The 19,428-nt window shown below is 68.8% G+C and carries 20 protein-coding genes; 9 read left to right on the forward strand and 11 right to left on the reverse strand.

The window, feature by feature from the left end:
- Window positions 1–17: 17 nt before the first annotated feature.
- On the reverse strand, window positions 18–1,037 hold the full coding sequence (locus QM841_RS22220; RefSeq protein WP_280782368.1) for an Lrp/AsnC family transcriptional regulator: 1,020 nt from the start codon (window positions 1,035–1,037) through the stop codon (window positions 18–20).
- A gap of 142 nt (window positions 1,038–1,179) precedes the next feature.
- On the opposite strand from QM841_RS22220, the gene QM841_RS22225 reads away from it, so the two are divergent.
- The 3 genes from QM841_RS22225 to hutH are packed head-to-tail and all read left to right on the forward strand — an operon-like array spanning window position 1,180 to window position 5,353.
- On the forward strand, window positions 1,180–2,565 hold the full coding sequence (locus QM841_RS22225; RefSeq protein WP_283333593.1) for an MFS transporter: 1,386 nt from the start codon (window positions 1,180–1,182) through the stop codon (window positions 2,563–2,565).
- Window positions 2,562–3,770 (forward strand): amidohydrolase, encoded by a 1,209-nt coding sequence (locus QM841_RS22230; RefSeq protein WP_283333594.1) that lies wholly within the window; start codon window positions 2,562–2,564, stop codon window positions 3,768–3,770. The genes QM841_RS22225 and QM841_RS22230 overlap by 4 nt, the downstream gene beginning before the upstream one ends.
- On the forward strand, window positions 3,767–5,353 hold the full coding sequence (gene hutH / locus QM841_RS22235) for a histidine ammonia-lyase (protein ID WP_283333595.1): 1,587 nt from the start codon (window positions 3,767–3,769) through the stop codon (window positions 5,351–5,353). The genes QM841_RS22230 and hutH overlap by 4 nt, the downstream gene beginning before the upstream one ends.
- A 21-nt stretch (window positions 5,354–5,374) precedes the next feature.
- Here hutH and QM841_RS22240 read toward each other — a convergent pair whose 3' ends face one another.
- The 6 genes from QM841_RS22240 to pcaH are packed head-to-tail and all read right to left on the reverse strand — an operon-like array spanning window position 5,375 to window position 11,345.
- Window positions 5,375–6,586 carry an acetyl-CoA C-acetyltransferase gene (locus tag QM841_RS22240; protein WP_283333673.1) on the reverse strand — a complete coding sequence of 404 codons (1,212 nt, stop codon included), beginning with the start codon at window positions 6,584–6,586 and terminating at the stop codon, window positions 5,375–5,377.
- A gap of 36 nt (window positions 6,587–6,622) precedes the next feature.
- Window positions 6,623–7,420 (reverse strand): IclR family transcriptional regulator, encoded by a 798-nt coding sequence (locus QM841_RS22245; protein ID WP_280782372.1) that lies wholly within the window; start codon window positions 7,418–7,420, stop codon window positions 6,623–6,625.
- Complete coding sequence (gene pcaDC, locus QM841_RS22250) at window positions 7,417–8,619, reverse strand: bifunctional 3-oxoadipate enol-lactonase/4-carboxymuconolactone decarboxylase PcaDC (RefSeq protein ID WP_283333596.1); 1,203 nt, start codon at window positions 8,617–8,619, stop codon at window positions 7,417–7,419. The genes QM841_RS22245 and pcaDC overlap by 4 nt, the downstream gene beginning before the upstream one ends.
- A complete protein-coding gene (gene pcaB, locus QM841_RS22255; RefSeq protein ID WP_283333597.1) occupies window positions 8,616–9,968 on the reverse strand; it encodes a 3-carboxy-cis,cis-muconate cycloisomerase in 1,353 nt (450 codons plus the stop codon). The genes pcaDC and pcaB overlap by 4 nt, the downstream gene beginning before the upstream one ends.
- Window positions 9,969–9,996: 28 nt before the next feature.
- A complete protein-coding gene (gene pcaG, locus QM841_RS22260) occupies window positions 9,997–10,638 on the reverse strand; it encodes a protocatechuate 3,4-dioxygenase subunit alpha (RefSeq protein WP_283333598.1) in 642 nt (213 codons plus the stop codon).
- Window positions 10,638–11,345: a protocatechuate 3,4-dioxygenase subunit beta gene (gene pcaH, locus QM841_RS22265; protein WP_073369890.1), complete on the reverse strand. Its 708-nt coding sequence runs from the start codon at window positions 11,343–11,345 to the stop codon at window positions 10,638–10,640. The genes pcaG and pcaH overlap by 1 nt, the downstream gene beginning before the upstream one ends.
- Before the next feature lie 152 nt (window positions 11,346–11,497).
- On the opposite strand from pcaH, the gene QM841_RS22270 reads away from it, so the two are divergent.
- On the forward strand, window positions 11,498–12,247 hold the full coding sequence (locus QM841_RS22270) for a CoA transferase subunit A (protein WP_005248111.1): 750 nt from the start codon (window positions 11,498–11,500) through the stop codon (window positions 12,245–12,247).
- The gene (locus tag QM841_RS22275) at window positions 12,244–12,885 is read left to right on the forward strand and encodes a 3-oxoacid CoA-transferase subunit B (RefSeq protein ID WP_009474040.1); all 642 of its coding nucleotides are present in this window, start codon (window positions 12,244–12,246) and stop codon (window positions 12,883–12,885) included. The genes QM841_RS22270 and QM841_RS22275 overlap by 4 nt, the downstream gene beginning before the upstream one ends.
- A 10-nt stretch (window positions 12,886–12,895) precedes the next feature.
- Here the strand turns inward: QM841_RS22275 and fdhD are convergent, their stop codons facing one another.
- Window positions 12,896–13,723 (reverse strand): formate dehydrogenase accessory sulfurtransferase FdhD, encoded by an 828-nt coding sequence (gene fdhD, locus QM841_RS22280; RefSeq protein WP_283333599.1) that lies wholly within the window; start codon window positions 13,721–13,723, stop codon window positions 12,896–12,898.
- Window positions 13,724–13,852: 129 nt separating this feature from the next.
- Here fdhD and QM841_RS22285 point away from each other — a divergent pair, with 129 nt between their 5' ends.
- Genes QM841_RS22285 through QM841_RS22295 form a run of 3 tightly spaced genes read left to right on the forward strand, consistent with a single transcriptional unit; the run spans window position 13,853 to window position 17,644 of the window.
- Window positions 13,853–14,482 (forward strand): GNAT family N-acetyltransferase, encoded by a 630-nt coding sequence (locus QM841_RS22285; RefSeq protein WP_283333600.1) that lies wholly within the window; start codon window positions 13,853–13,855, stop codon window positions 14,480–14,482.
- Between the two features lie 57 nt (window positions 14,483–14,539).
- Window positions 14,540–15,547, forward strand: a complete 1,008-nt coding sequence (locus tag QM841_RS22290; RefSeq protein ID WP_283333601.1) for an iron-siderophore ABC transporter substrate-binding protein — start codon at window positions 14,540–14,542, stop codon at window positions 15,545–15,547.
- A 48-nt stretch (window positions 15,548–15,595) separates the two neighbouring features.
- On the forward strand, window positions 15,596–17,644 hold the full coding sequence (locus tag QM841_RS22295) for a S9 family peptidase (RefSeq protein ID WP_283333602.1): 2,049 nt from the start codon (window positions 15,596–15,598) through the stop codon (window positions 17,642–17,644).
- 30 nt (window positions 17,645–17,674) lie between these two features.
- On the opposite strand, the gene QM841_RS22300 is transcribed toward QM841_RS22295, so the two are convergent.
- From QM841_RS22300 to QM841_RS22310, 3 genes are all read right to left on the reverse strand, one after another.
- Window positions 17,675–17,935, reverse strand: a complete 261-nt coding sequence (locus QM841_RS22300) for a WhiB family transcriptional regulator (protein WP_280782380.1) — start codon at window positions 17,933–17,935, stop codon at window positions 17,675–17,677.
- A 63-nt stretch (window positions 17,936–17,998) separates the two neighbouring features.
- Window positions 17,999–18,550: an HNH endonuclease gene (locus QM841_RS22305; RefSeq protein ID WP_283333603.1), complete on the reverse strand. Its 552-nt coding sequence runs from the start codon at window positions 18,548–18,550 to the stop codon at window positions 17,999–18,001.
- A gap of 60 nt (window positions 18,551–18,610) precedes the next feature.
- A complete protein-coding gene (locus tag QM841_RS22310; protein ID WP_283333604.1) occupies window positions 18,611–18,751 on the reverse strand; it encodes a hypothetical protein in 141 nt (46 codons plus the stop codon).
- A gap of 217 nt (window positions 18,752–18,968) precedes the next feature.
- Between QM841_RS22310 and mihF the strand changes: the two genes are divergently transcribed.
- Window positions 18,969–19,280, forward strand: a complete 312-nt coding sequence (mihF, locus tag QM841_RS22315) for an integration host factor, actinobacterial type (protein WP_005248100.1) — start codon at window positions 18,969–18,971, stop codon at window positions 19,278–19,280.
- Window positions 19,281–19,428 lie beyond the last annotated feature (148 nt).

A 19,428-nucleotide genomic window follows, 5' to 3' on the forward strand; every position in this document is an offset into this window, starting at 1 on the left:
GGTGATTCGGGCGCCCTTCAGTACGCAGTCAACGGGATCACGCCAGTGGTCCGGCCGAGGGGATCGAGGACGTGCCCGCCCCGCTTGAACGTGTGCAGGGTGATGAACCTGTCGGTGATCACGAGTGAGGGGAGTTCGCGCGTCAGGGCCGCCTCGAACGGCGCGATCTCGGCAGCCGCCCGAAACCACATGGTGGCGACGATCGTCGACGTTCCCGTGACGGCCTCGACGACACGACATCTGGGCATGCGGCCCAACAGGTTTCCCGCTGTGTTCAGCTCACCCGGCGGAACGGTCATCATGAAAGTCGTCGGCACGATGGGCCCGAGAAGTTCGGGGGCTCCCTCGCACCGCAGGGCGACACGACCCGAGTCCGTCATTCTCTCGACTCGGCGGCGCGCGGTCGGCCCGGTCGTCCCGCACCGGGCGGCGAGATCGGTCCAGGATTGCCGGCCGTCCGTCGCCAGGGACTGAAGCAGAGCCCGGTCGAGGTCGTCGAGTGAGGAAAGCGGTGTCCGACGGGTGGAGGGGGTCGGCGGCACCAGGCGAGTGGACTGTTCCAGGTCCAGGGCTTGGACCCGCCACCGCGAACCCTCCCGGTAGGTGGTCAGCGCGACCATCGATGTCACCGCGGTGATTCCGTCGATTCGTTCGATCCGGTCGTCGAGAAGCCGAGCGAGATCTGCCATGCCGGGAACGAACACGTCGAGAAGGAAATCCGCTGCGCCAGTCGTGCTGGACACGGTCGCCACAGCCGATTCGCCGACGAGTGCCCGGGCCACGTCGCGTTTCGCCTGAGGTCTGCAGTGGACGGCCAGGAATGTGGCACATCCCTGGCGAACGAATGCCGGGCCGGGAACGACCGCAACCCACGCGGAACCGCGTTCGGTCAGCAGCTTCCACCTTCTCGCGAGGGTCTTCGGTGTGTGCCCGAGGGTCTGAGCCAGCTCTGCCCAGTCGACTCGCGGGTTCAGCTGGAGGGCGTCCGTGATGGCGAGATCGAGCTCGGTAGCTACCTCTGGCGTTACATCTGGCATTCTGCAGGGCCTCTTCTGTGAGAAACCGGTCATCTTTCCAGGTTAGTGAGGTGGGCCACCGAGAGTTGTCGCAGCGCAGGTGCGCAACCTGGAACAACCAGGCACAGCGAAGTCGAGGTCGATGATGCGAACAATATCGGTTGTGGGTGAAGACCTGAGGGCCAGACGGCTCCCGGTAGGGGCGCTGCTGGGCTCGATGGCCACCGTCGAGTTGCTCAGCGGCGTCACACAGGGCTATCTCACCCCACTGCTGCCTTCGCTCGGCGACAGCCTCCAGATCACGGTATCCGGACAGACCAGGATCTATCTGCTGTCTCAGTTGGCGTTCGCGATCTGGACACCGTTACTCGCCAAACTGGGCGATTCGTTCGGGTACCGCCGTTTTCTCCGCCTCTCCATTGCCCTCGTCGCTGCCGGGTCGCTGATCATGGCGATCGCGCCGAGCGTGCTGACGATCTCGGTCGGTGTCGTTCTCCAGGGTGCGGTCGTGGGCTTCATGCCACTCCTGATCGGGATCCTGCGACACCAGGCGCCGGCGAGTCGCCGCACAGGAGTAGGCCTCCTGGTCGGCGTCCTCACCGCGGCCGTCGGCATCGGCGGTGTCGTCTCGGGCTCCCTCAGCGAGCGGTCGGCGACCCTCGGGCTGTGGGTCGCGGTACCGGTCGCGGTCCTGGCGGTGATCGCCGGTTTCCTGCTTCCCGATGGGGCCCCACGGGCGGGCGGCCGTATTCCACTCGTGTCCTTCGCCCTGCTCTCGCTCGGTCTGGCCGGCGTGGTGGCCGCCCTGTCGCTCGGTGCGGACTGGGGATGGACATCGGGAGAAACGATCGGATCGATGTTTGTGGGTGTCGTCGGTCTCGCCGCATGGATCGGCGTCGACTCGGCCTCGAAGTTCCCGATGGTGGATCTCCGCATGCTCGTCCACCCACCCGTGGCCGTCGTCTCCGGGGTCACCTTCTGTCTGGCCTTCTCGACGATCGGCTTCTTCGGTGCGAACGCCGTCTTTCTCGGGTCCTCGCCCGACGACAGCGGATTCGGCCTTTCCTACGGGCCTCGTTCGATCGCGCTGGTCGCACTGGCTCTCAACGTGTTCGCGCTGGCGAGTTCACTCTCCACCGCGACGATGCTTCGCAGGCTCGGCGAACGGCAGACACTTGCCCTTTCGGGCGCCCTGATCGCAGCCTCGTTCGGCAGTCTGCTCCTCTGGCATTCGACGGCGCCCCAGTATCTCGCCGCCATCGCTCTGCTCGGCGTCGGTTTCGGCGGCTATCAGGCCTCGACGCGCGCACTGTGCGTCGAATCGGTACCCGACCGCGAGACCGCCATGGCGGCGGGGATCAACGAACTCGCGCTCTCGATGGGTGCGGCGATCGGAGCGGCCACAGTCGGCGCAATCCTGTCCGCGACCAGCACTTCCGCGGGGGTCACGTTGCAGTCCTACGTGTGGTTGTGGTGCGTGTGTGCAGCGGTCGCACTCGTGGGGGCCGGCCTCGGACTGTGCTACCGGAAGGGGGCGGACCTCTCATGACGGACCGAAGTACGCTCGTCCCAGCCGATGTTGCGGCGAAGATCGAGTCCTGTGTGGAGACCTGGTCGGGCGCACTGATCACCCTGAGCCACAGCCTCCATCACGAGCCGGAACTGGCATTCGAGGAACATCGATCGGTATCCAAGATCATCGACCTCGCGGAAGGTGCCGGGTTCGAGACGGCGCACGGCGTCGGGGGCCTGGCGACGGCCTTCGTCGCGACCAAGGGTACCGGCGCCCTCACCATCGGCTTCTGCGCCGAATACGACGCGCTTCCCGAGATCGGCCATGCGTGTGGGCACAACGTCAACGGCGCCGCCGCGGTGGGTGCGGCAATCGCGTTGGCGGAGGTGGCGGACTCCCTGGATGTCCGGGTCAAGCTCGTGGGAACCCCTGCCGAGGAAGCGGGCGGCGGGAAGGCCATCCTTCTGCGAGCCGGCGTATTCGACGATGTCGCCGCCGCCATGATGGTGCACGCGGGCGGGCGAGACGAGGTGGGCGGATCCTCCCTGGCGATGAGCCAGTGGACGGCCGAATATATGGGTAGGTCCTCGCACGCCGCGACCGCCCCGTGGCTGGGCGCCAACGCGCTCGACGCGGTGGCCGTGGCGTACAACGCCGTAGGACTCCTGCGTCAGCAACTCGAGCCCGGCCTCGTCGTATCGATCATCGTCACCGACGGCGGGCAGGCGTGCAATGTGATTCCGTCGAATGCCCGGGTGGCAGTGGAGATTCGAGCGACCTCGACGGCCAAGCTCCGGCAGGTGCAGGCGAGAGTGCGAGCGTGTCTCGAAGCCGGTGCCCTCGCAACGGGCACGGACGTCACCATCACACCCTGTGGCGAGGACTTCGCGGAATTACGGCAGGACGATTTCATGACCCGCGCATACTCCCGGGCGATCGGCACCCGCGGCCGGAGCGCCCTGTCCCGGGCGGGCGACCACATCGCGTCGACGGACATGGGGAACGTCTCCCACGTGCTACCCGCCATCCACCCGACCATCGGGTACGACGTCGGTGATGCCGCACACCACACGGCCGAGTTCGCACTGCACGGCACGTCCCCGTCCGCCGACGAAGCGGTACTGGACGGGGCACTGGCGATGGCAGCGGTCGGGGCGGAACTCGCCCTCGATCGAGATCAGCGCACACGACTGCTCGACCGCATCCAGAATCCACACCTCCGAAGGGAAGAAGAAGTATGAGCATCGATACCGTTGCGCGTCACGGAGACGACTGTGCACGAGCCGAGGAGACCGTCGTACTCGGCGTCGGAGCTGTCACACCGGAGCAGGTGCTGAGTGTCGCTCGCCGAGGCGCCGCCGTGACGCTGTCCGAAGACGCGCTCCTTGCGATGAGCGAGTCACGTCGGCGCATCAAGGATCTCGCGGAGGATCCGAAGCCCGTCTACGGAGTGTCCACCGGGTTCGGGGCCCTCGCGACCCGGCACATTCCGCTTCCATTGCGTGCCCGATTGCAGCGCAGCCTGATTCGCTCGCACGCGGCAGGGTCGGGTCCCGGGGTCGAGCGGGAAGTGGTGCGGGCGTTGATGTTGTTGCGCCTGTCGACCCTGGCCACCGGGCGCACGGGGGTGCGCCCAGAGGTCGCGCAGGTTTACGCGTCGCTCCTGTCGGCCGGCATCACGCCGGTGGTCCACGAATACGGGAGCCTTGGGTGCTCGGGTGATCTGGCGCCGCTGGCCCATGTCGCGCTCGCGGTGATCGGTGAGGGCACGGTGCGGGATGCGGACGGGGCGCAGATGCAGGCGCGAGAGGCGATGTCCGCCGCCGGAATCGAACCCGTCGTGCTCGAGGAGAAGGAGGGGCTGGCCTTGATCAACGGCACGGACGGCATGCTCGGCATGCTGGTGCTGGCGTGCGAGGACCTGCACGGGCTGCTGCGTCTGGCCGACGTCACGGCGGCGATGAGTGTGGAGGGTTTGCTCGGCACCGACAAGGTGTTCGCCCCGGACCTGCAGGCGCTCCGGCCGCATCCCGGACAGGCGGCTGCTGCGGACAACATGACGCGGTTGCTCGCGGGTTCAGCCATCGTCGCCAGCCATGCGGGGCCGGAGTGCACGGTGGTGCAGGACGCCTACTCGTTGCGGTGCGCACCGCAGGTGGCCGGGGCGGCGCGGGACACGCTCGCGCACGCCGAGCGGGTGGCGTCGTGGGAACTGGCGAGCGCCGTCGACAATCCGGTGGTGACGCTGGACGGGCGGGTGGAGTCGAACGGCAATTTCCACGGGGCGCCGGTCGGGTACGTGCTGGACTTTCTGGCGATCGTCGTCGCGGATGTGGCGAGCATGAGTGAGCGTCGCACCGACCGCTTCCTCGACGTCGCCCGCAATCACGGGCTACCCCCGTTCCTGGCCGACGACCCCGGGGTGGACAGCGGCCACATGATCGCCCAGTACACCCAGGCCGCGATCGTCTCGGAGCTGAAGCGGCTGGCGGCGCCGGCGAGTGTGGACTCGATTCCGTCGTCGGCGATGCAGGAGGATCACGTGTCGATGGGGTGGTCGGCGGCCCGGAAGCTGCGCCGGGCGATCGACGGACTGACCCGGGTGCTCGCGATCGAGGCGTTGACGGCCGCTCGTGCGCTCGACCTGCGTGCCCCGCTGGCGCCGTCGCCGGCGACGGGTGCGGTGCGGGACACGATCCGTGAGCACGTCGCCGGACCGGGGACCGATCCTCACCTCGCGCCGGAGATCGAGGCCGCGGTCACCCTCGCGGCCTCGGGCAGGTTGCTCGAGACCGCTGAGGGTGTCGTGGGTGCGCTGGCCTGACGACCGACCCGCGTTTCTGGATCAGACCCGCTCGAACACCGCAGCCAGTCCCTGGCCGCCGCCGATGCACATGGTCTCGAGGCCGTAGCGGGATTCGCGACGGTCCATCTCCCGCAGGAGGGTGGCGAGAATACGGCCGCCGGTGGCACCGACAGGGTGTCCGAGGGAGATGCCGGATCCGTTGGGGTTGAGGCGTTCGTCGGTGGGGTCGAGGTCCCAGCTGCGGAGGACGGCGAGGGTCTGCGCGGCGAAGGCCTCGTTCAGTTCGATGACACCCATGTCGGACAGCGACAGTCCGAGCTGACCGAGGGCCTTCTCCGTGGCGGGCACCGGGCCGATGCCCATGGTGCGCGGCGGGACGCCGGCCACGGCCCAGGACGCCATGCGGGCGAGGGGCTTCAGCCCGAGTTCCTTCGCCTTCTCGGCGGTCGTCACGATGCACACGGCGGCACCGTCGTTCTGCCCGCTGGCGTTGCCGGCGGTGACGGTGGAGGCGGAGTCGATCTTGGAGCGGATGGCACGGAGCTTCGACAGGGACTCCACCGTGGTGTCTGCGCGCGGGTGCTCGTCCTTGTCGACTACGAGCGGGTCCGACTTGCGTTGCGGCACCGTCACTCCGACGATCTCCTCGGCGAAGCGGCCCGATTCCTGCGCGGCGACGGCACGCTGGTGCGATTGCACGGCGAGCGCGTCCTGGTCCTCACGGCTGATGTCGAACTCGGCGCGAAGGTTCTCGGCGGTCTCGATCATGCCGCCGGGCACGGGGAAGTTCGCGCCGCCGGCGGTGACGCGGGCGCGGGCGAGCCGGTCCGCGAGTTGGACCCCTTCGCCCTTGACGCCCCAGCGGATGTTCGGGTTCGTGTAGAACTCGGTCTGGCTCATGGATTCGGCGCCACCGGCGAGGACGAGGTCGTTGCCGCCGGACGCCACCTGCAGCACGGCGGTGATGACCGCTTGCAGACCGGACCCGCAGCGGCGATCCACCTGCATGCCGGGGACGTCGATGCCGAGTCCGGCGTCGAGGGCCGCGATCCGGCCGATGGCCGGGGCTTCCCCGCCCGGGGACGCCTGGCCCAGGATGACGTCGTCGATCTGGCTGCCCTCGATGCCGGTGCGTTCGACGAGCGCCGTGATGACGGTGGCCGCGAGGCTCTGCGGGGTGATGTCCTTGAACACTCCGCCGAAGCGCCCGACCGGCGTTCGCAGGGGCTCGCAGATGACGACGTCACGCATGGAAAGACCTTTCATGAAGTTTCCTCGGGCACTGCGTCAGCGATTGACGGTGGCGAGGTCCTGTTCGATGTCGGTTGCGGTGACCCGCAGCGACGGGATGAGATCGGAATGCAGATCCTCGAGGCTGTATCGCGCGGCCGGAGTGGAGATGTTCACCGCGGCGACGGTCAGCCCGGAGGCGCCCCGGATCGGGGCGGCCATCGACCGCAGGCCTGCCTCGAGTTCCTGGTCGAGAACGCAGATACCGTCCGCGCGAACGGCGAGAATCGCAGCTTTCAGCTCGTCACGGGCCGTGATCGTGCGTTCGGTGAGCCGCTGGATGTCGAGCTTCTCGAGGTACGCGTCGAGTTCGTCGTCGGGCAGTCCCGCCAGCAGGACCCGGCCCATCGAGGTGGCGTACGCGGGGAGCCGGGTGCCGATGGTGATGCCCACCGTCATGATCCGGCTGACGGGCACGCGGGCCACGTACACGATGTCGGCGCCGTCGAGGATCGACACCGACGACGACTCGTGCACCTTGTGGCTCAGCCTCTCGAGGTGCGGCTGCGCGACCTCCGGCAGCGACAGGCTCGACAGGTAGCTGTATCCGAGTTCGAGAACCCGCGGGGTGAGCCAGAACGCGGAACCGTCCGTGGCCACGTAGCCGAGCTCGACGAGGGTGAGCAGAAATCGGCGTGCGGTGGCGCGGGTCAGGTCGGTGGCGCGGGCGACGTCACTGAGCGTGCGCCGCTGATTCCGGTTGTCGAAGCAGCGGATCACGGCGAGGCCTCGGGCCAGCGACTGCACGTAGTCGGGGGACGGGAGGATCTTCTCCGTCGGTTCGGTAGCGGTCATGTCTGCGAATTCTCCTCCGTGGGCCCGGTGCCGGTGGAGGACAGGTCGGCGAGGGCCTGTTTGCCGAGTGCGAAACCGAGATTGCTGTTGGGCACACCGGCGTAGACGGCGGTGTGGAGGAGCACCTCACCGATGGTGTCGGCGTCGACACCCGCGCGGAGGGCGGCGCGGATGTGCATGTCGAGTTCGTGCTCGTTGCCCACCGCGGTGAGAACGGCGATCGTGAGCAGTCGCCGCAACTCGTGGTCCAGCCCGGGGCGCGACCAGATGTCGCCCCACGCGGTGCGGGTGATGAAGTCCTGGAACGGTGCCGTGAAGTCGGTGGTTCCCGCCACGGAGCGGTCCACGTGCGCGTCGCCGAGTACCGAGCGTCGCACCGTCATTCCCTGTGCGTGCGCGGCGCGACGTCCGCGCGCGTACCCGCCGCCGACGATGTGTTCGCGCAGCAGCGCCGTCACGGCACCTGCCTGCTCGAGGTTCGCGACGTGGGCGGCGGGGGAGAGCACCTCGAACCGGGCACCGGTGATGCCGTCCGCGAGGATCTGCATGACCGACGGCGGGGTGGACGGATCCTCCTCGCCCGCGATCACCAGTGTCGGTGCGCTGATGCGGGACAGGTCGGCAGTGAACTCCCAGTCGGCGAGGGCGTCGCAGCACGCGGCGTATCCCTCGGGGGACGTCGACGCGATCATTTCGCGGTAGTGCCGGACGAATTCCGGATCACGTTTGGCGAGCCCCTCGCTGAACCACCGTGCGACAACGGCATCCGCGAGCGACTCCGGACCGTCGGTGCGTGATGCCGCGGCCCGCTCGATCCATGCCTGCGGTTCACCGAATTTCGCGGCGGTGCACAGCAGCGACAGCGACAGCACCCGGCGCGGAGCGTGCGCGCCGAGCCACTGGGCGATCGCCCCGCCCATGGACAGTCCGACGAAGTGGGCGGCGTCCACGCCGAGCGAGTCGAGCAGGGCGAGGACGTCCTCGGACAGGTCGCGGACGGAGTACGGACCGTCCGGTGCCGGCGATTCGCCGTGGCCGCGTTGATCGACGGCGACCACCCGGCATTCGTCGGACAGGGCCGCGATCTGCGGGTCCCACATGGACCGGTTGGAGCCGAGCGATCCGAGCAGGACGACGACGGGGGCGTCCGCCGCGCCGCTTCGGGGTCCGGAGATTTCGTGTGCGAGTGCGACTGTCATCGCGTTCCTTCCCGGCCGCGGGCCACTGTCTCCAGTGCGCGGTCGACGATGTCGTGGGCGTGGCCGAGGTATCCGGCGGGGTCGAGCAGGGCGCGGATCTCGTCCGCCTGCAGGTACTGGAGGAGCCCCGGATCCTCGTCGAGGGGGTGTCCGGTCTCGCACGCGGCGGTGACGAGGTCGCGCGCGTTGTCGGTGCGGGCGGACAGGGCGCCGGTGACGCGTTCCGCGAGGAGCAGGCCACCGGTGATGTCGAGGTTGCGGGCCATCGCGTCGGGGTGAACGTTCAGCCCACCGAGCGAGTCGGCGATGCGCGCGACGGCTCCGCCGGTGAGACGCAGCAGGTCCGTGAGCGTTTCCCACTCGGCGTGCCAGGCGCCCGCGGCGCGCTGCTGCTCGTGATCCATCGAGCCGAGGATCGTCGCGACGAGTCCCGGGGTGCGGCGGGACGCGGCGCGGGCCGCGATCGCGGCCACCGGATTGCGCTTGTGTGGCATGGCCGACGAACCGCCGGGTGACCCTTCGCTGACCTCGCCGACCTCGGTGGACGACAGGAACACGAGGTCGGTGGCGATCTTGGACACCGCGCCCGCGGCCGTTCCGAGCGCCGACGCGAGCAGTGCGATGCGGGTGCGATCGGTGTGCCAGGGCACGTCCTGACGTGCCAGCCCGAGCTCGTCGGCGAGCACGTCGGCGACGTCGAGGCCGTGCGGGTAGAGCGCAGCGGACGTGCCGGCCGCACCTCCCAGTTGCACGGGCAGGCCGTCCAGTGCGTCGAACAGCGCGCGGGAAGCCCTGTGCAACGCCGTCATCCACCCCGCGGCGAGTACGCCGAACGTGGTGGGGAGGGCCTGCTGGCCGAGTGTGCGGCCGGCGATGGGGGTGTCGCGCTGGGCCCGTGCGAGCGCCTCGGCGCACAGCACCGCCTCGTCGAGGGACGCCAGGATGTGCGCACCCGACCGGCGGCACAGCAGCATCAGGGCGGTGTCGAGGATGTCCTGACTCGTGGCGCCCTTGTGCACGTGGCTTCCGGGCACCCCGAGATCGGCGGCCGTGACCTCGCCGCGGAGCAGTTTTACCAGCGGGATCACGGGATTGCCGCCCGCTGCGGCCGCCTCGCCGAGGGCACCGACATCCACGGAGCCCTCGGCGACGACGCGCGCGAACACCGACGAAATGGCGTCGGCGGACGCGGCGGGGATGACGTCGCATTTCGCTTCCGCCCGGGCCAGTGCGGCCTCGACCTCGACCATCGCGGTGACCCACGCCCGGTCCGAGAGCAGTGCCGACAACTCGCCGGCACCGAACGTCGGATCGAACAGGGCACCCCGGGAAGGCTCCGGAGAGTTCACGCGCGACACCTTTCTGGGTTGTGACCGGTTACAGCGCGAAGAACGGGGTTTCCCGTCCTTCTGTGTTCTGCACGTGGATCGTCAGGTGGTATCCGCGATCCGTCTTCTCCGCGATCAGCTTGGGGCGGTCGGCTTCCGGGACGGCGGAGAGCACGGGGTCCGATGCGTGCGCGTCCGTGTCCTCGGGGAAGTAGAGCCGCGTGTACAGCCGCTCGAGCATGCCGCGGGCGAACAGTCCGACGTTGATGTGCGGGGCCTCGACGGCGCCGTCCTCGGCGGGAAGTGCGCCCGGCTTGACCGTGTGCACCACGATCGTGCCGCTCTCGTCGGCGAACACGCGGGCCAGGCTGCGGAAGCCGGCGGGGGTCGCCTCGGCGGCACCGCGGGGATCGGTCGGGCTGTTGAACCGGCCCGCGGCATCTGCCTGCCAGGTTTCGATCATCGCGTCGCCGATGGGCTGACCGGCGCCGTCGATGACGTTGAAGGACACGTCGATTCGTCCCGGCGCATCCTCGGGGACGGCGTCGCCGCTGTTCTCCCACGTCGGGAAGAGGCCGATGTGGACGTACGGGCCGACGGTCTGGGACGGGGTGACACCGAACGGCACCTGGTCCTGGCTCTTGGCGAGGACCGGGTAGCGCGGGGCGTCGGGGTTCTGGGTGTCGATCATCAGTGGCCCTCCTCGAACGGGGTGGCGTCCTGACCGCGCAGGACGATGTCGAACTTGAAGCCGACGGCCCAGTTCTCGCGGGTCTGGTCGTAGTCGAATGTGCTGATCATCCGCTCGCGGGCGGCTTCGGGCACCGAGTTGTAGATCGGGTCCTGGAAGAAGAACGGATCGTCCGGGAAGTACATCTGCGTGACCAGGCGCTGGGTGAACGCCTGACCGAAGAGGGAGAAGTGGATGTGCGCGGGACGCCACGCGTTGTGGTGGTTGCCCCACGGGTACGCGCCCGGCTTGATCGTCGTGAACTCGTAGTGGCCCTGCTTGTCGGTCAGGCAGCGGGCGACACCGTTGAAGTGGGGGTCGAGCGGGGCCGGCCAGGAGTCCATCTTGTGGCGGTAGCGGCCTCCGGCGTTGGCCTGCCACACCTCGATGAGGGTGTCGGGGATGGGTTTGCCCGCGCTGTCGAGGACGCGGCCGTGGACGATGATGCGCTGTCCCTGGGCCTCGCCGCCGTTGGCGTGGGTCATGTCGTTCTCACCCTTGGCGATGTCGGCGTCGCCGAAGACCGGACCGGTGATCTCGCCGAGTCGCTGCGGGACCAGGATCAGGTCGTTCTTGGGGCTGCGCAGCCGAGTCGTCTTGTACTCGGGGAACAGCAGCGGGGCATTCGCTTCGTGCCCGGCGTGGTGGTGGGCTGGCAGATGCAGCATGGAAAAAGATCCTCACGTTCTCGATGTGAACAGTCGGCCGCTATTCGCACATAGTAGTCGCGTTCTGTGATGGGGCCAACAGGCGGGGCGCAATTTGTTCGCAATGTGGATGGGTGTTCACTACTCGAACATTTTGCGGTAGCCTGGGTCACATGGTCAACAAAGTCTTCGCAACGGCGGCCGAGGCCGTTGCCGATGTCCCCGACGGAGCGTCCCTCGCGGTGGGCGGCTTCGGCCTCGTCGGCATCCCCTCGGTCCTCATCGACGCCCTCCTCGCACAAGGTGCGACCGACCTCGAGACGGTCAGCAACAACTGCGGCACCGACGGTTTCGGTCTGGGTCTGCTCCTCGAGCAGCACCGGATCCGGCGCACGATCAGCTCGTACGTCGGCGCGAACAAGGAATTCGCGCGGCAGTACCTCAGCGGAGAGCTCGAGGTCGAGCTCACTCCGCAGGGCACGCTGGCCGAGCGCATGCGCGCCGGGGGAGCGGGCATCCCCGCCTTCTACACCCCCGCCGGTGTCGGGACGCAGGTCGCCGACGGCGGTCTGCCGATCCGCTACGACGGCCAGGGCGGCATCGCGGTGGCGAGCAAGCCCAAGGAGACGCGCGAGTTCGACGGGGAGGCCTTCGTCCTCGAACGCGCCATCCGCACCGACTTCGCGCTGGTCCATGCATGGAAGGGTGACCGCCTCGGCAACCTCGTGTACCGGGAGACGGCCCGCAACTTCAACCCGGACGCCGCCGGCGCCGGTCGCATCACCATCGCGCAGGTCGAGTACCTCGTCGAGCCCGGCGAGATCGACCCCGCCGAGGTGCACACCCCCGGCATCTTCGTCCAGCGTGTGGTCGAGGTCGGCAAGCAGGAAACGGGAATCGAGAACAGGACGGTACGGGCATGAGCTGGACGCGTGACGAGATGGCGGCCCGGGTCGCGGCCGAACTCGAGGATGGGCAGTATGTGAACCTCGGCATCGGCATGCCCACCCTCATCCCCGGTCACATCCCGGCCGGCAAGGACGTCATCCTGCATTCGGAGAACGGCATCCTCGGCGTCGGGCCGTACCCGACGGACGACGAGGTCGACCCCGAACTGATCAACGCGGGCAAGGAGACCATCACGGTGGTCCCCGGCGGCGCGTTCTTCTCCTCCTCCGACTCCTTCTCGATGATCCGCGGCGGCAGCGTCGACGTGGCCGTTCTCGGCGCCATGCAGGTCAGCAGCCACGGAGACCTGTCCAACTGGATGGTCCCGGGCGCCATGGTCAAGGGCATGGGCGGCGCGATGGACCTCGTCCACGGCGCGGGCAAGGTCATCGTGATGATGGATCACGTCACCAAGAAGGGTGAGCACAAGATCCTCGAGGAGTGCACGCTGCCGTACACCGGCAAGCGCTGCGTGCAGAAGATCGTCACCGATCTCGCCGTCATCGACGTCACTCCCGACGGCCTGCGGCTCGTCGAGACCGCTCCCGGCCACAGCGTCGAGGACGTCCAGGCGGCCACCGGCGCGACGCTCCTTGTCGACGCCACCGTCTAGAAACGCCCGCTCAGGCCCCGGTCTTCACGCGCTGGGCTCCGGCATAGACGTTCATCGACTCCCCACGGAGGAAGCCGACGAGCGTCGTGCCGGATTCCAGTGCCAGGTCGACGGCCAGCGAGGACGGCGCCGACACCGCGCCGAGCATCGGTACCCCCGCCATCACGGACTTCTGCACCAGTTCGAAGGATGCGCGCCCGCTGACGAGGAGAACGCTGCCCGACAGCGGCACCCGATCCTGTGTCAGCGCCCACCCCAGCACCTTGTCGACGGCGTTGTGCCTGCCGACGTCCTCCCGCAGCGCGACGAGTGCGCCGTCGGGGGTGAACAGGCCCGCGGCATGCAGTCCGCCCGTCGAATCGAAGATGCGCTGACCCGACCGCAGGGTGGCCGGCATCGACGACAGGGTGGCCGCGGTCACGGACAAGTCGTTGCCGGACAAGGGGAATCGTGACCGTGTCCGGACCTGGTCGAGCGACGCCTTGCCGCACACTCCGCAGGCCGACGAGGTGACGAACCGGCGTTCCGGTTCACCCGGCGCCGGGACGCCCTCGGCCAGAACCACGTCGAGCACGTTGTACGTGTTGGCTCCGCTCTCGTCTACGCCGTCGCAGTAGCGGGCGACGGACACGTCGTCGCGGCTCTCGACGATGCCCTCGGTCAGCAGGAATCCGTGCACCAGATCGATGTCGTCGCCCGGCGTGCGCATCGTCACCGACAGCGAACGGCCGCCGACCCGGATCTCGAGGGGTTCCTCGACGGCCAGCGAATCGGGTCTGCGTGTTGTTCCGTGCTCGGTGATGCGGACGACCGGGCGTCGCGCGGTGACGCGGCCCATCACCTGCCGCCGGATTCGAGCGGACTGCGTGCGGACGAGGGGCGGGTCATGGGTCCATAGTGGCCCCGAACCGGGCGCGACGGCCAGTCGTTCCGGCGCGCCCGCCTGGTGTGCCCGTACCCTCTGGACATGGGTGTGAGCGTGCGAGCGGCGACCGGATCCGACATCCCCGAACTGGCGCGCGTCCTGGCCGACGCGTTCTTCGACGACCCCGTGATGGTGTGGATGTGGCCAGATCCCGAGCGCAGGCGGCGCGGCCTGCCGCGACTGTTCGCGGTGGAGATCCGCCATCACCATCTGGCCGGGGGCGGAGCCGAACTGGCCGAGGACGGCGACGGCGTGGTCCGCGGGGCCGCGATGTGGGATCCGCCCGGCGGCTGGAAGCAGTCGACGTTGTCGTCGCTCCTCAGCCTGCCGGGGCTGGTCCGCGCGTTCGGCTCGCGGCTGGGCGTCGGGGCCGCGGTGAGCGGAACCGTCGAGGACGCACACCCGGTCGATCCCGTGCACTGGTATCTGGCGACGATCGGGACGTCCAACGCGGGACGGGGCGGCGGTTACGGGAAGGCGCTGTTGCGGTCGCGGCTGGACCGATGTGATGCCGAGGGGCTCCCGGCATATCTGGAGTCGAGCAAGGAAGACAACATCTCCTACTACCAGCGGTTCGGCTTCGACGTCACCGGCGAGATCCGGATCCCGGACGGCGGGCCGACGCTGTGGGCGATGTGGCGCGAACCCCGTCCGCGCGACCCCTTAGGCTAAGCTCGGCAAGCCTTACCTAAGTGGATCGTAGTACCTGGTAGACGAGAGGGTCGCCGCATGAACGTGGGTCAACAGAGGATCGGCCTGAGCCGACGCGGATTCCTCGTGGGCACCGGGGGAGCGCTGCTCGCGTTCGCCGCGGCCTGCAGCAGCTCGGACGGCGACGGCTCCGGCAGTGAGTCGTCCGGCCCGGTCATCGCCCACAAGTACGGCGAGACCCAGGTGCCGACCGACCCGCAGCGCATCGTCAGCGTGGGCTACAACGACCAGGACACGATCCTCGCGCTCGGCGGCGCGCTGGCAGGCACGTTCGACTGGTACGGCGACTACCCCTACGGCGTGTGGCCGTGGGCGCAGGACCTCCTCGGCGACGCGCAGCCCGAGATCGTGGGCACGGCGTCGACCAACATCGATTTCGAGAAGGTCGCGACGGTCGCCCCGGATCTGGTGGTCGGTACCTACTCCGGCCTCACCCAGGCCCAGTACGACAAGCTGAGCGCCATCGCGCCGACGGTCGCGCAGCCAAAGGAGTTCGCCGACTTCGGCGTCCCGTGGCAGGACCAGACGAGGATTCTCGGCGAGACGCTCGGCAAGAAGGACAAGGCTGCCGAGCTCGTGTCCTCCGTCGAGACGCAGTTCGATGACGTCCGGGCCGCCAACCCGGCATTCGCGGGAAAGACCGTCCTCGTCGGCGCGCTCAAGGGTCCCGGGCAATTCGGTGTGTACGGTCCGGAGGACCCGAAGGTCCGCTTCTTCACCGAACTCGGCTTCGTCAATCCCGCTGTGACGGAGCAGATCACCGGCAACTTCGCCGAGATCAGCACGGAGCAGCTGTCGCTCGCGAACGTCGATCTCCTCGTCTGGTACGCAGGCGGCGGTTACGGCGACAAGCTGCGCGCGGAACTCGACAAGACGCCGATCTATCAGGAACTCGACGTGGTGAAGGCCGGCCGCACGATCACGCTCGAGGACGCCGCTGCCGAGGCGATGGCGTGGAGCACCGTATTGAGCCTGCCGTACGCGTTGAACGAGATCCCGCCGCGGGTCGCGCCCCTGCTCGTCTGAGACGCGGATGTCCGACGGTGTGAGCGCGGTTCGTGATACCAACGACTCGTGACCGCGATTCCTGAACTCCACGCCGGAACTCCTTTCGACGACCTCGACGACTACCTCGCGCTCGGCCGCGTCGGCGGCCTCGCGCTGTCCGCGGACGGGCGAAGGCTGGTCGTCGCGCAGTCGACGCTCGACGAGAAGGCGACGAAGTACGTCACCGCGTTGTGGGAGGTCGATCCCACCGGCGGGTTCGCGGCCCGCCGGCTCACCCGTGGCCGCAGCGGGGAGTCCAACCCGACGTTCACCAGCGACGGCGATCTCCTCTTCACGTCCTCCCGTCCGACGCAGGACGAGGACGACCTTCCCGACGACCTGTGGCGGCTGCCCGCGCGGGGCGGCGAGGCGGTGGTCGTCGCGCGCCGCGGCGGCGGCATCACCGGGGTCCGCGCCGCACGGTGCGCGCCGCGGGTCGTCGTCACCACCGGGGTTCTCGGGAGATCCGGGGAGTCCGCCGACGACGAGCGGGTGCGCACCGAGCGCAAGGAGAAGAAGGTCTCGGCGATCCTGCACACGGGCTACCCGATCCGCTATTGGGACCACGATCTCGGTCCCGACGTGCCCCACCTCCTGTCCGCCTCACTGGACGCGCTCGCGGAGAACGGGCAGGAGCCGGAGCTGACCGACCTCACCCCGATGCCGGGTCCGGCGCTGCGGGAGGCGAACTACGCGCTGAGCGACGACGGCGCCTTCGTCGTGACGTCGTGGACGGTTTCCGGTCCGCTGGCGTCGATCCGGAACATCCTCGTGCGCATCGACACGGAGACGGGGGCGCGCACGATCCTCGTCGACGACGCCGACGCCGATCTGTCGGACCCGGTGATCTCCCCGGACGGACGGCACGTCGTGTTCATGCGGGAATCACATGCGACACCCGACTCCGCGCCGCGATTCACGCTGCACCGCTACAGCTTCGACAGTGGCACCGTCTCGGAGGTGGCGCCGGGGTGGGACCGGTGGGCCACGTCCGTGGTCTGGCTGTCCGACGGGTCGGGGCTCCTCGTCACCGCTGACGACCGCGGGCGCGCGCCGATCTTCCTGCTCCGTGACGGCGCGGACCCCACTCGGGTGACGACCGACGACTGCGCGTACACCGACCTGCAGGTCGCCCCCGACGGGTCGACGGTGTTCGCGCTGCGGGCGTCGTACGCGGCGCCGCCGCACCCGGTGCGCATCGACATCACCTCCGGCGCCGTCTCACTGCTGAAGGCGCCCGCCGACCTCCCCGAGTTGCCGGGGACGCTGACGGAGGTCGAGACGGTTGCCGCCGACGGCGCCGCGGTGCGCGCGTGGCTCGCGGTGCCGACCGGCGCCTCCGCCCACGCGCCGGTTCCTCTCGCGCTGTGGGTGCACGGCGGCCCCCTGGGGTCGTGGAACACCTGGTCGTGGCGATGGAACCCGTGGCTGCTCGTGGCGCGGGGATACGCCGTGCTGCTGCCCGATCCGGCGTTGTCCACCGGCTACGGGCAGGAGTTCGTCGAGCGGGGCTGGGGTAAGTGGGGCAAGGCCCCGTTCACCGATCTCATGGCGATCACCGACGCCGCGGTGGCACTGCCGGAGATCGACGACAAGCGCACCGCGGCGATGGGCGGATCGTTCGGCGGTTACATGGCCAACTGGATCGCCGGACACACCGACCGGTTCAAGGCGATCGTCACCCACGCCAGCCTGTGGGCGCTGGACCAGTTCGGCCCCACCACCGATGCCGCCTGGTACTGGCAGCGGGAGATGACGCCCGAGATGGCGGTGGAGAACTCGCCGCACCTGTACGTCGCGGACATCGTGACCCCCATGCTGGTCATCCACGGCGACAAGGACTTTCGCGTTCCGATCGGTGACGGGCTGCGGCTGTGGTTCGAGCTGCTGTCCGAGTCGGGGTTGCCCGCGGACGACGAGGGTCGCACCGAACACCGCTTCCTCTACTTCCCGGACGAGAACCACTGGATCCTCACCCCGCAGAACGCGAAGGTCTGGTACCAGGTCGTGCTCTCGTTCCTCTCCGAGCACGTGCGGGGCGAGGACGTCGCGCTGCCCGAGATCCTGGGCCGGTAGCCGGCGGACCGGGGCCGCGCCGAGGCGGAGTCACGCCCGCTTCTCGCGACCCCGATCGAATTCCTTGCCACCCCACACGCCGGACTGGCCGGTGGCCCTGGCGAACAGCTCGCAGCGCGTCCGCAGTGGGCAGTGATGACACACGTCGCGCGCGTACGCGAAATCCTCGGTCGGGAACGGGAACCACCGGTCCGGCTCGGGGTCGGCGCGACACGCGGCGTCGACCCAGCCCGCGGGGTCGTCGGAGGCAGGCAGCAGGGTGGACAGGGTCGTGTCCAGGACGTCGGTCATCGGGAAATCTCCCCTTCCTGGGAGAAGGTCGGTCGGGTGGAGGCGGGTGCGGGGGTCTCGCGGTCAGACCGCCGCGAGATCCCTCCAGATCTGCCGCTGCGCCTTCTCGATGTGCCGGGGCGCCTTCGGCTCCCAGAGGAGCGGCATTCCCGCCTCCTCCGGTGTGCGGTCGGCCTTCCTCTGGTTGCAGGGGACGCAGCAGGCCACGAGGTTGGCCCAGGTGTTCGGGCCACCGCGGCTCCTCGGCAGCACGTGGTCGATGGTCGTCGCGACAGGCTCGGCGCAGTAGCCGCAACGATTGCGGTCGCGGCGGAACACGCCCGCGAACGTCGCGCGGCTGCTGTCGGTCACCAGCACGGAGTGCGGGACGTAGACGTAACGCAGCAGTCGGATGGTCTGCGGCAGGCTGATCTCGACGTGCTGCGAGCGGATCGGGAACGGCGGCTCCCGATCCGCGACCGTCTCGGCCGCACCGACACTGATCAGCACGACGGCGCGCTCGGCGGGAATCTCACAGAGGGCCTCGTACGTCACATTGAGGACCAGCACATCCGCACGCGACCAGTTGCGCGCGTCGAGGGTGCTGCCGGGTGGGTTACGGGAGAAGTGCCTCACGGGAGATCTCGGTTCTGTCGGTTCGCGGCGGTGGGGGCACGCCGGCCGACGGAAGTCGAGTCAGGCGTGGCGGGCGGTGCGGTGGGTCTTCGGGGCGGGCATGATCCCGCGTTCGCCTTGCCTGCCGACGGGGAAGGAGGAGGCGATGCCCGTGCGTGACGGCTGCAACCGGGTTGCGTGGGCTGTGGGCAGTGCGCGCATCGCTACGTCCTTCCTGAACTCGACGTGTGAACTGAACCGATCGGACACGTCGAGCATGACACAGCGCACGGCCCGCGTCCTGGTATTTTCGGCGCCGTCGGACCCGTGAGCGGGGCGTGTCGAATCGGACAGGATCCGCGACACGTCCGATGGATGCGGTGAAGTAGCGGTTCTCTCGCTACGGTGTTCGATACGTACCCCGAATGAAGGAGACATCGTGGCACTTCCCCAGCTCACTGACGAACAGCGGGCAGCAGCTCTCGAGAAGGCCGCCGCCGCTCGTAAGGCACGCGCAGAGCTCAAGGACAAGCTCAAGTCCGGTGACATCACCCTCAAGCAGGTCCTTTCCAAGGCCGATGTCGATGACATCATCGGAAAGACCAAGGTCAGCGCCATTCTGGAAGCCCTGCCGAAGATCGGCAAGGTGAAGGCCCAGGAGATCATGGCCAACCTGGAGATCGCTCCGACGCGCCGCCTCCGTGGCCTCGGCGACCGTCAGCGCGACGCCCTGCTGGCGCACTTCAGCTGACACGTTCCCCGGGTGCCCGCCCCATCGCCTTCCGGCGACTGGCGGGCGCCCGGACGCGTCTTTCCTGCCCCCACCCCCGCTAGTGCAACCTGACGGTTGCGCAAATGGCCGCCGATGTGCAACCGTGAGGTAGCACATTGTCGAGAGG

It is taken from the genome of Rhodococcus sp. IEGM 1307, from assembly GCF_030056915.1.
In the GTDB taxonomy this organism is placed as follows: domain Bacteria; phylum Actinomycetota; class Actinomycetes; order Mycobacteriales; family Mycobacteriaceae; genus Rhodococcus_F; species Rhodococcus_F opacus_D.

Bases quoted from the DNA above. Each gene is read 5' to 3' on its own strand.
- QM841_RS22270 (WP_005248111.1), top strand. From the start codon at position 11,498: ATGGTCAACAAAGTCTTCGCAACGGCGGCCGAGGCCGTTGCCGATGTC.
- fdhD (WP_283333599.1), bottom strand. From the start codon at position 13,723: ATGGGCCGCGTCACCGCGCGACGCCCGGTCGTCCGCATCACCGAGCAC.
- hutH (WP_283333595.1), top strand. From the start codon at position 3,767: ATGAGCATCGATACCGTTGCGCGTCACGGAGACGACTGTGCACGAGCC.
- QM841_RS22220 (WP_280782368.1), bottom strand. From the start codon at position 1,037: ATGCCAGATGTAACGCCAGAGGTAGCTACCGAGCTCGATCTCGCCATC.
- QM841_RS22230 (WP_283333594.1), top strand. From the start codon at position 2,562: ATGACGGACCGAAGTACGCTCGTCCCAGCCGATGTTGCGGCGAAGATC.
- QM841_RS22285 (WP_283333600.1), top strand. From the start codon at position 13,853: ATGGGTGTGAGCGTGCGAGCGGCGACCGGATCCGACATCCCCGAACTG.
- QM841_RS22310 (WP_283333604.1), bottom strand. From the start codon at position 18,751: ATGCGCGCACTGCCCACAGCCCACGCAACCCGGTTGCAGCCGTCACGC.
- QM841_RS22300 (WP_280782380.1), bottom strand. From the start codon at position 17,935: ATGACCGACGTCCTGGACACGACCCTGTCCACCCTGCTGCCTGCCTCC.
- QM841_RS22240 (WP_283333673.1), bottom strand. From the start codon at position 6,586: ATGCGTGACGTCGTCATCTGCGAGCCCCTGCGAACGCCGGTCGGGCGC.
- QM841_RS22245 (WP_280782372.1), bottom strand. From the start codon at position 7,420: ATGACCGCTACCGAACCGACGGAGAAGATCCTCCCGTCCCCCGACTAC.
- QM841_RS22290 (WP_283333601.1), top strand. From the start codon at position 14,540: ATGAACGTGGGTCAACAGAGGATCGGCCTGAGCCGACGCGGATTCCTC.
- pcaDC (WP_283333596.1), bottom strand. From the start codon at position 8,619: ATGACAGTCGCACTCGCACACGAAATCTCCGGACCCCGAAGCGGCGCG.
- pcaG (WP_283333598.1), bottom strand. From the start codon at position 10,638: ATGATCGACACCCAGAACCCCGACGCCCCGCGCTACCCGGTCCTCGCC.
- pcaH (WP_073369890.1), bottom strand. From the start codon at position 11,345: ATGCTGCATCTGCCAGCCCACCACCACGCCGGGCACGAAGCGAATGCC.
- QM841_RS22275 (WP_009474040.1), top strand. From the start codon at position 12,244: ATGAGCTGGACGCGTGACGAGATGGCGGCCCGGGTCGCGGCCGAACTC.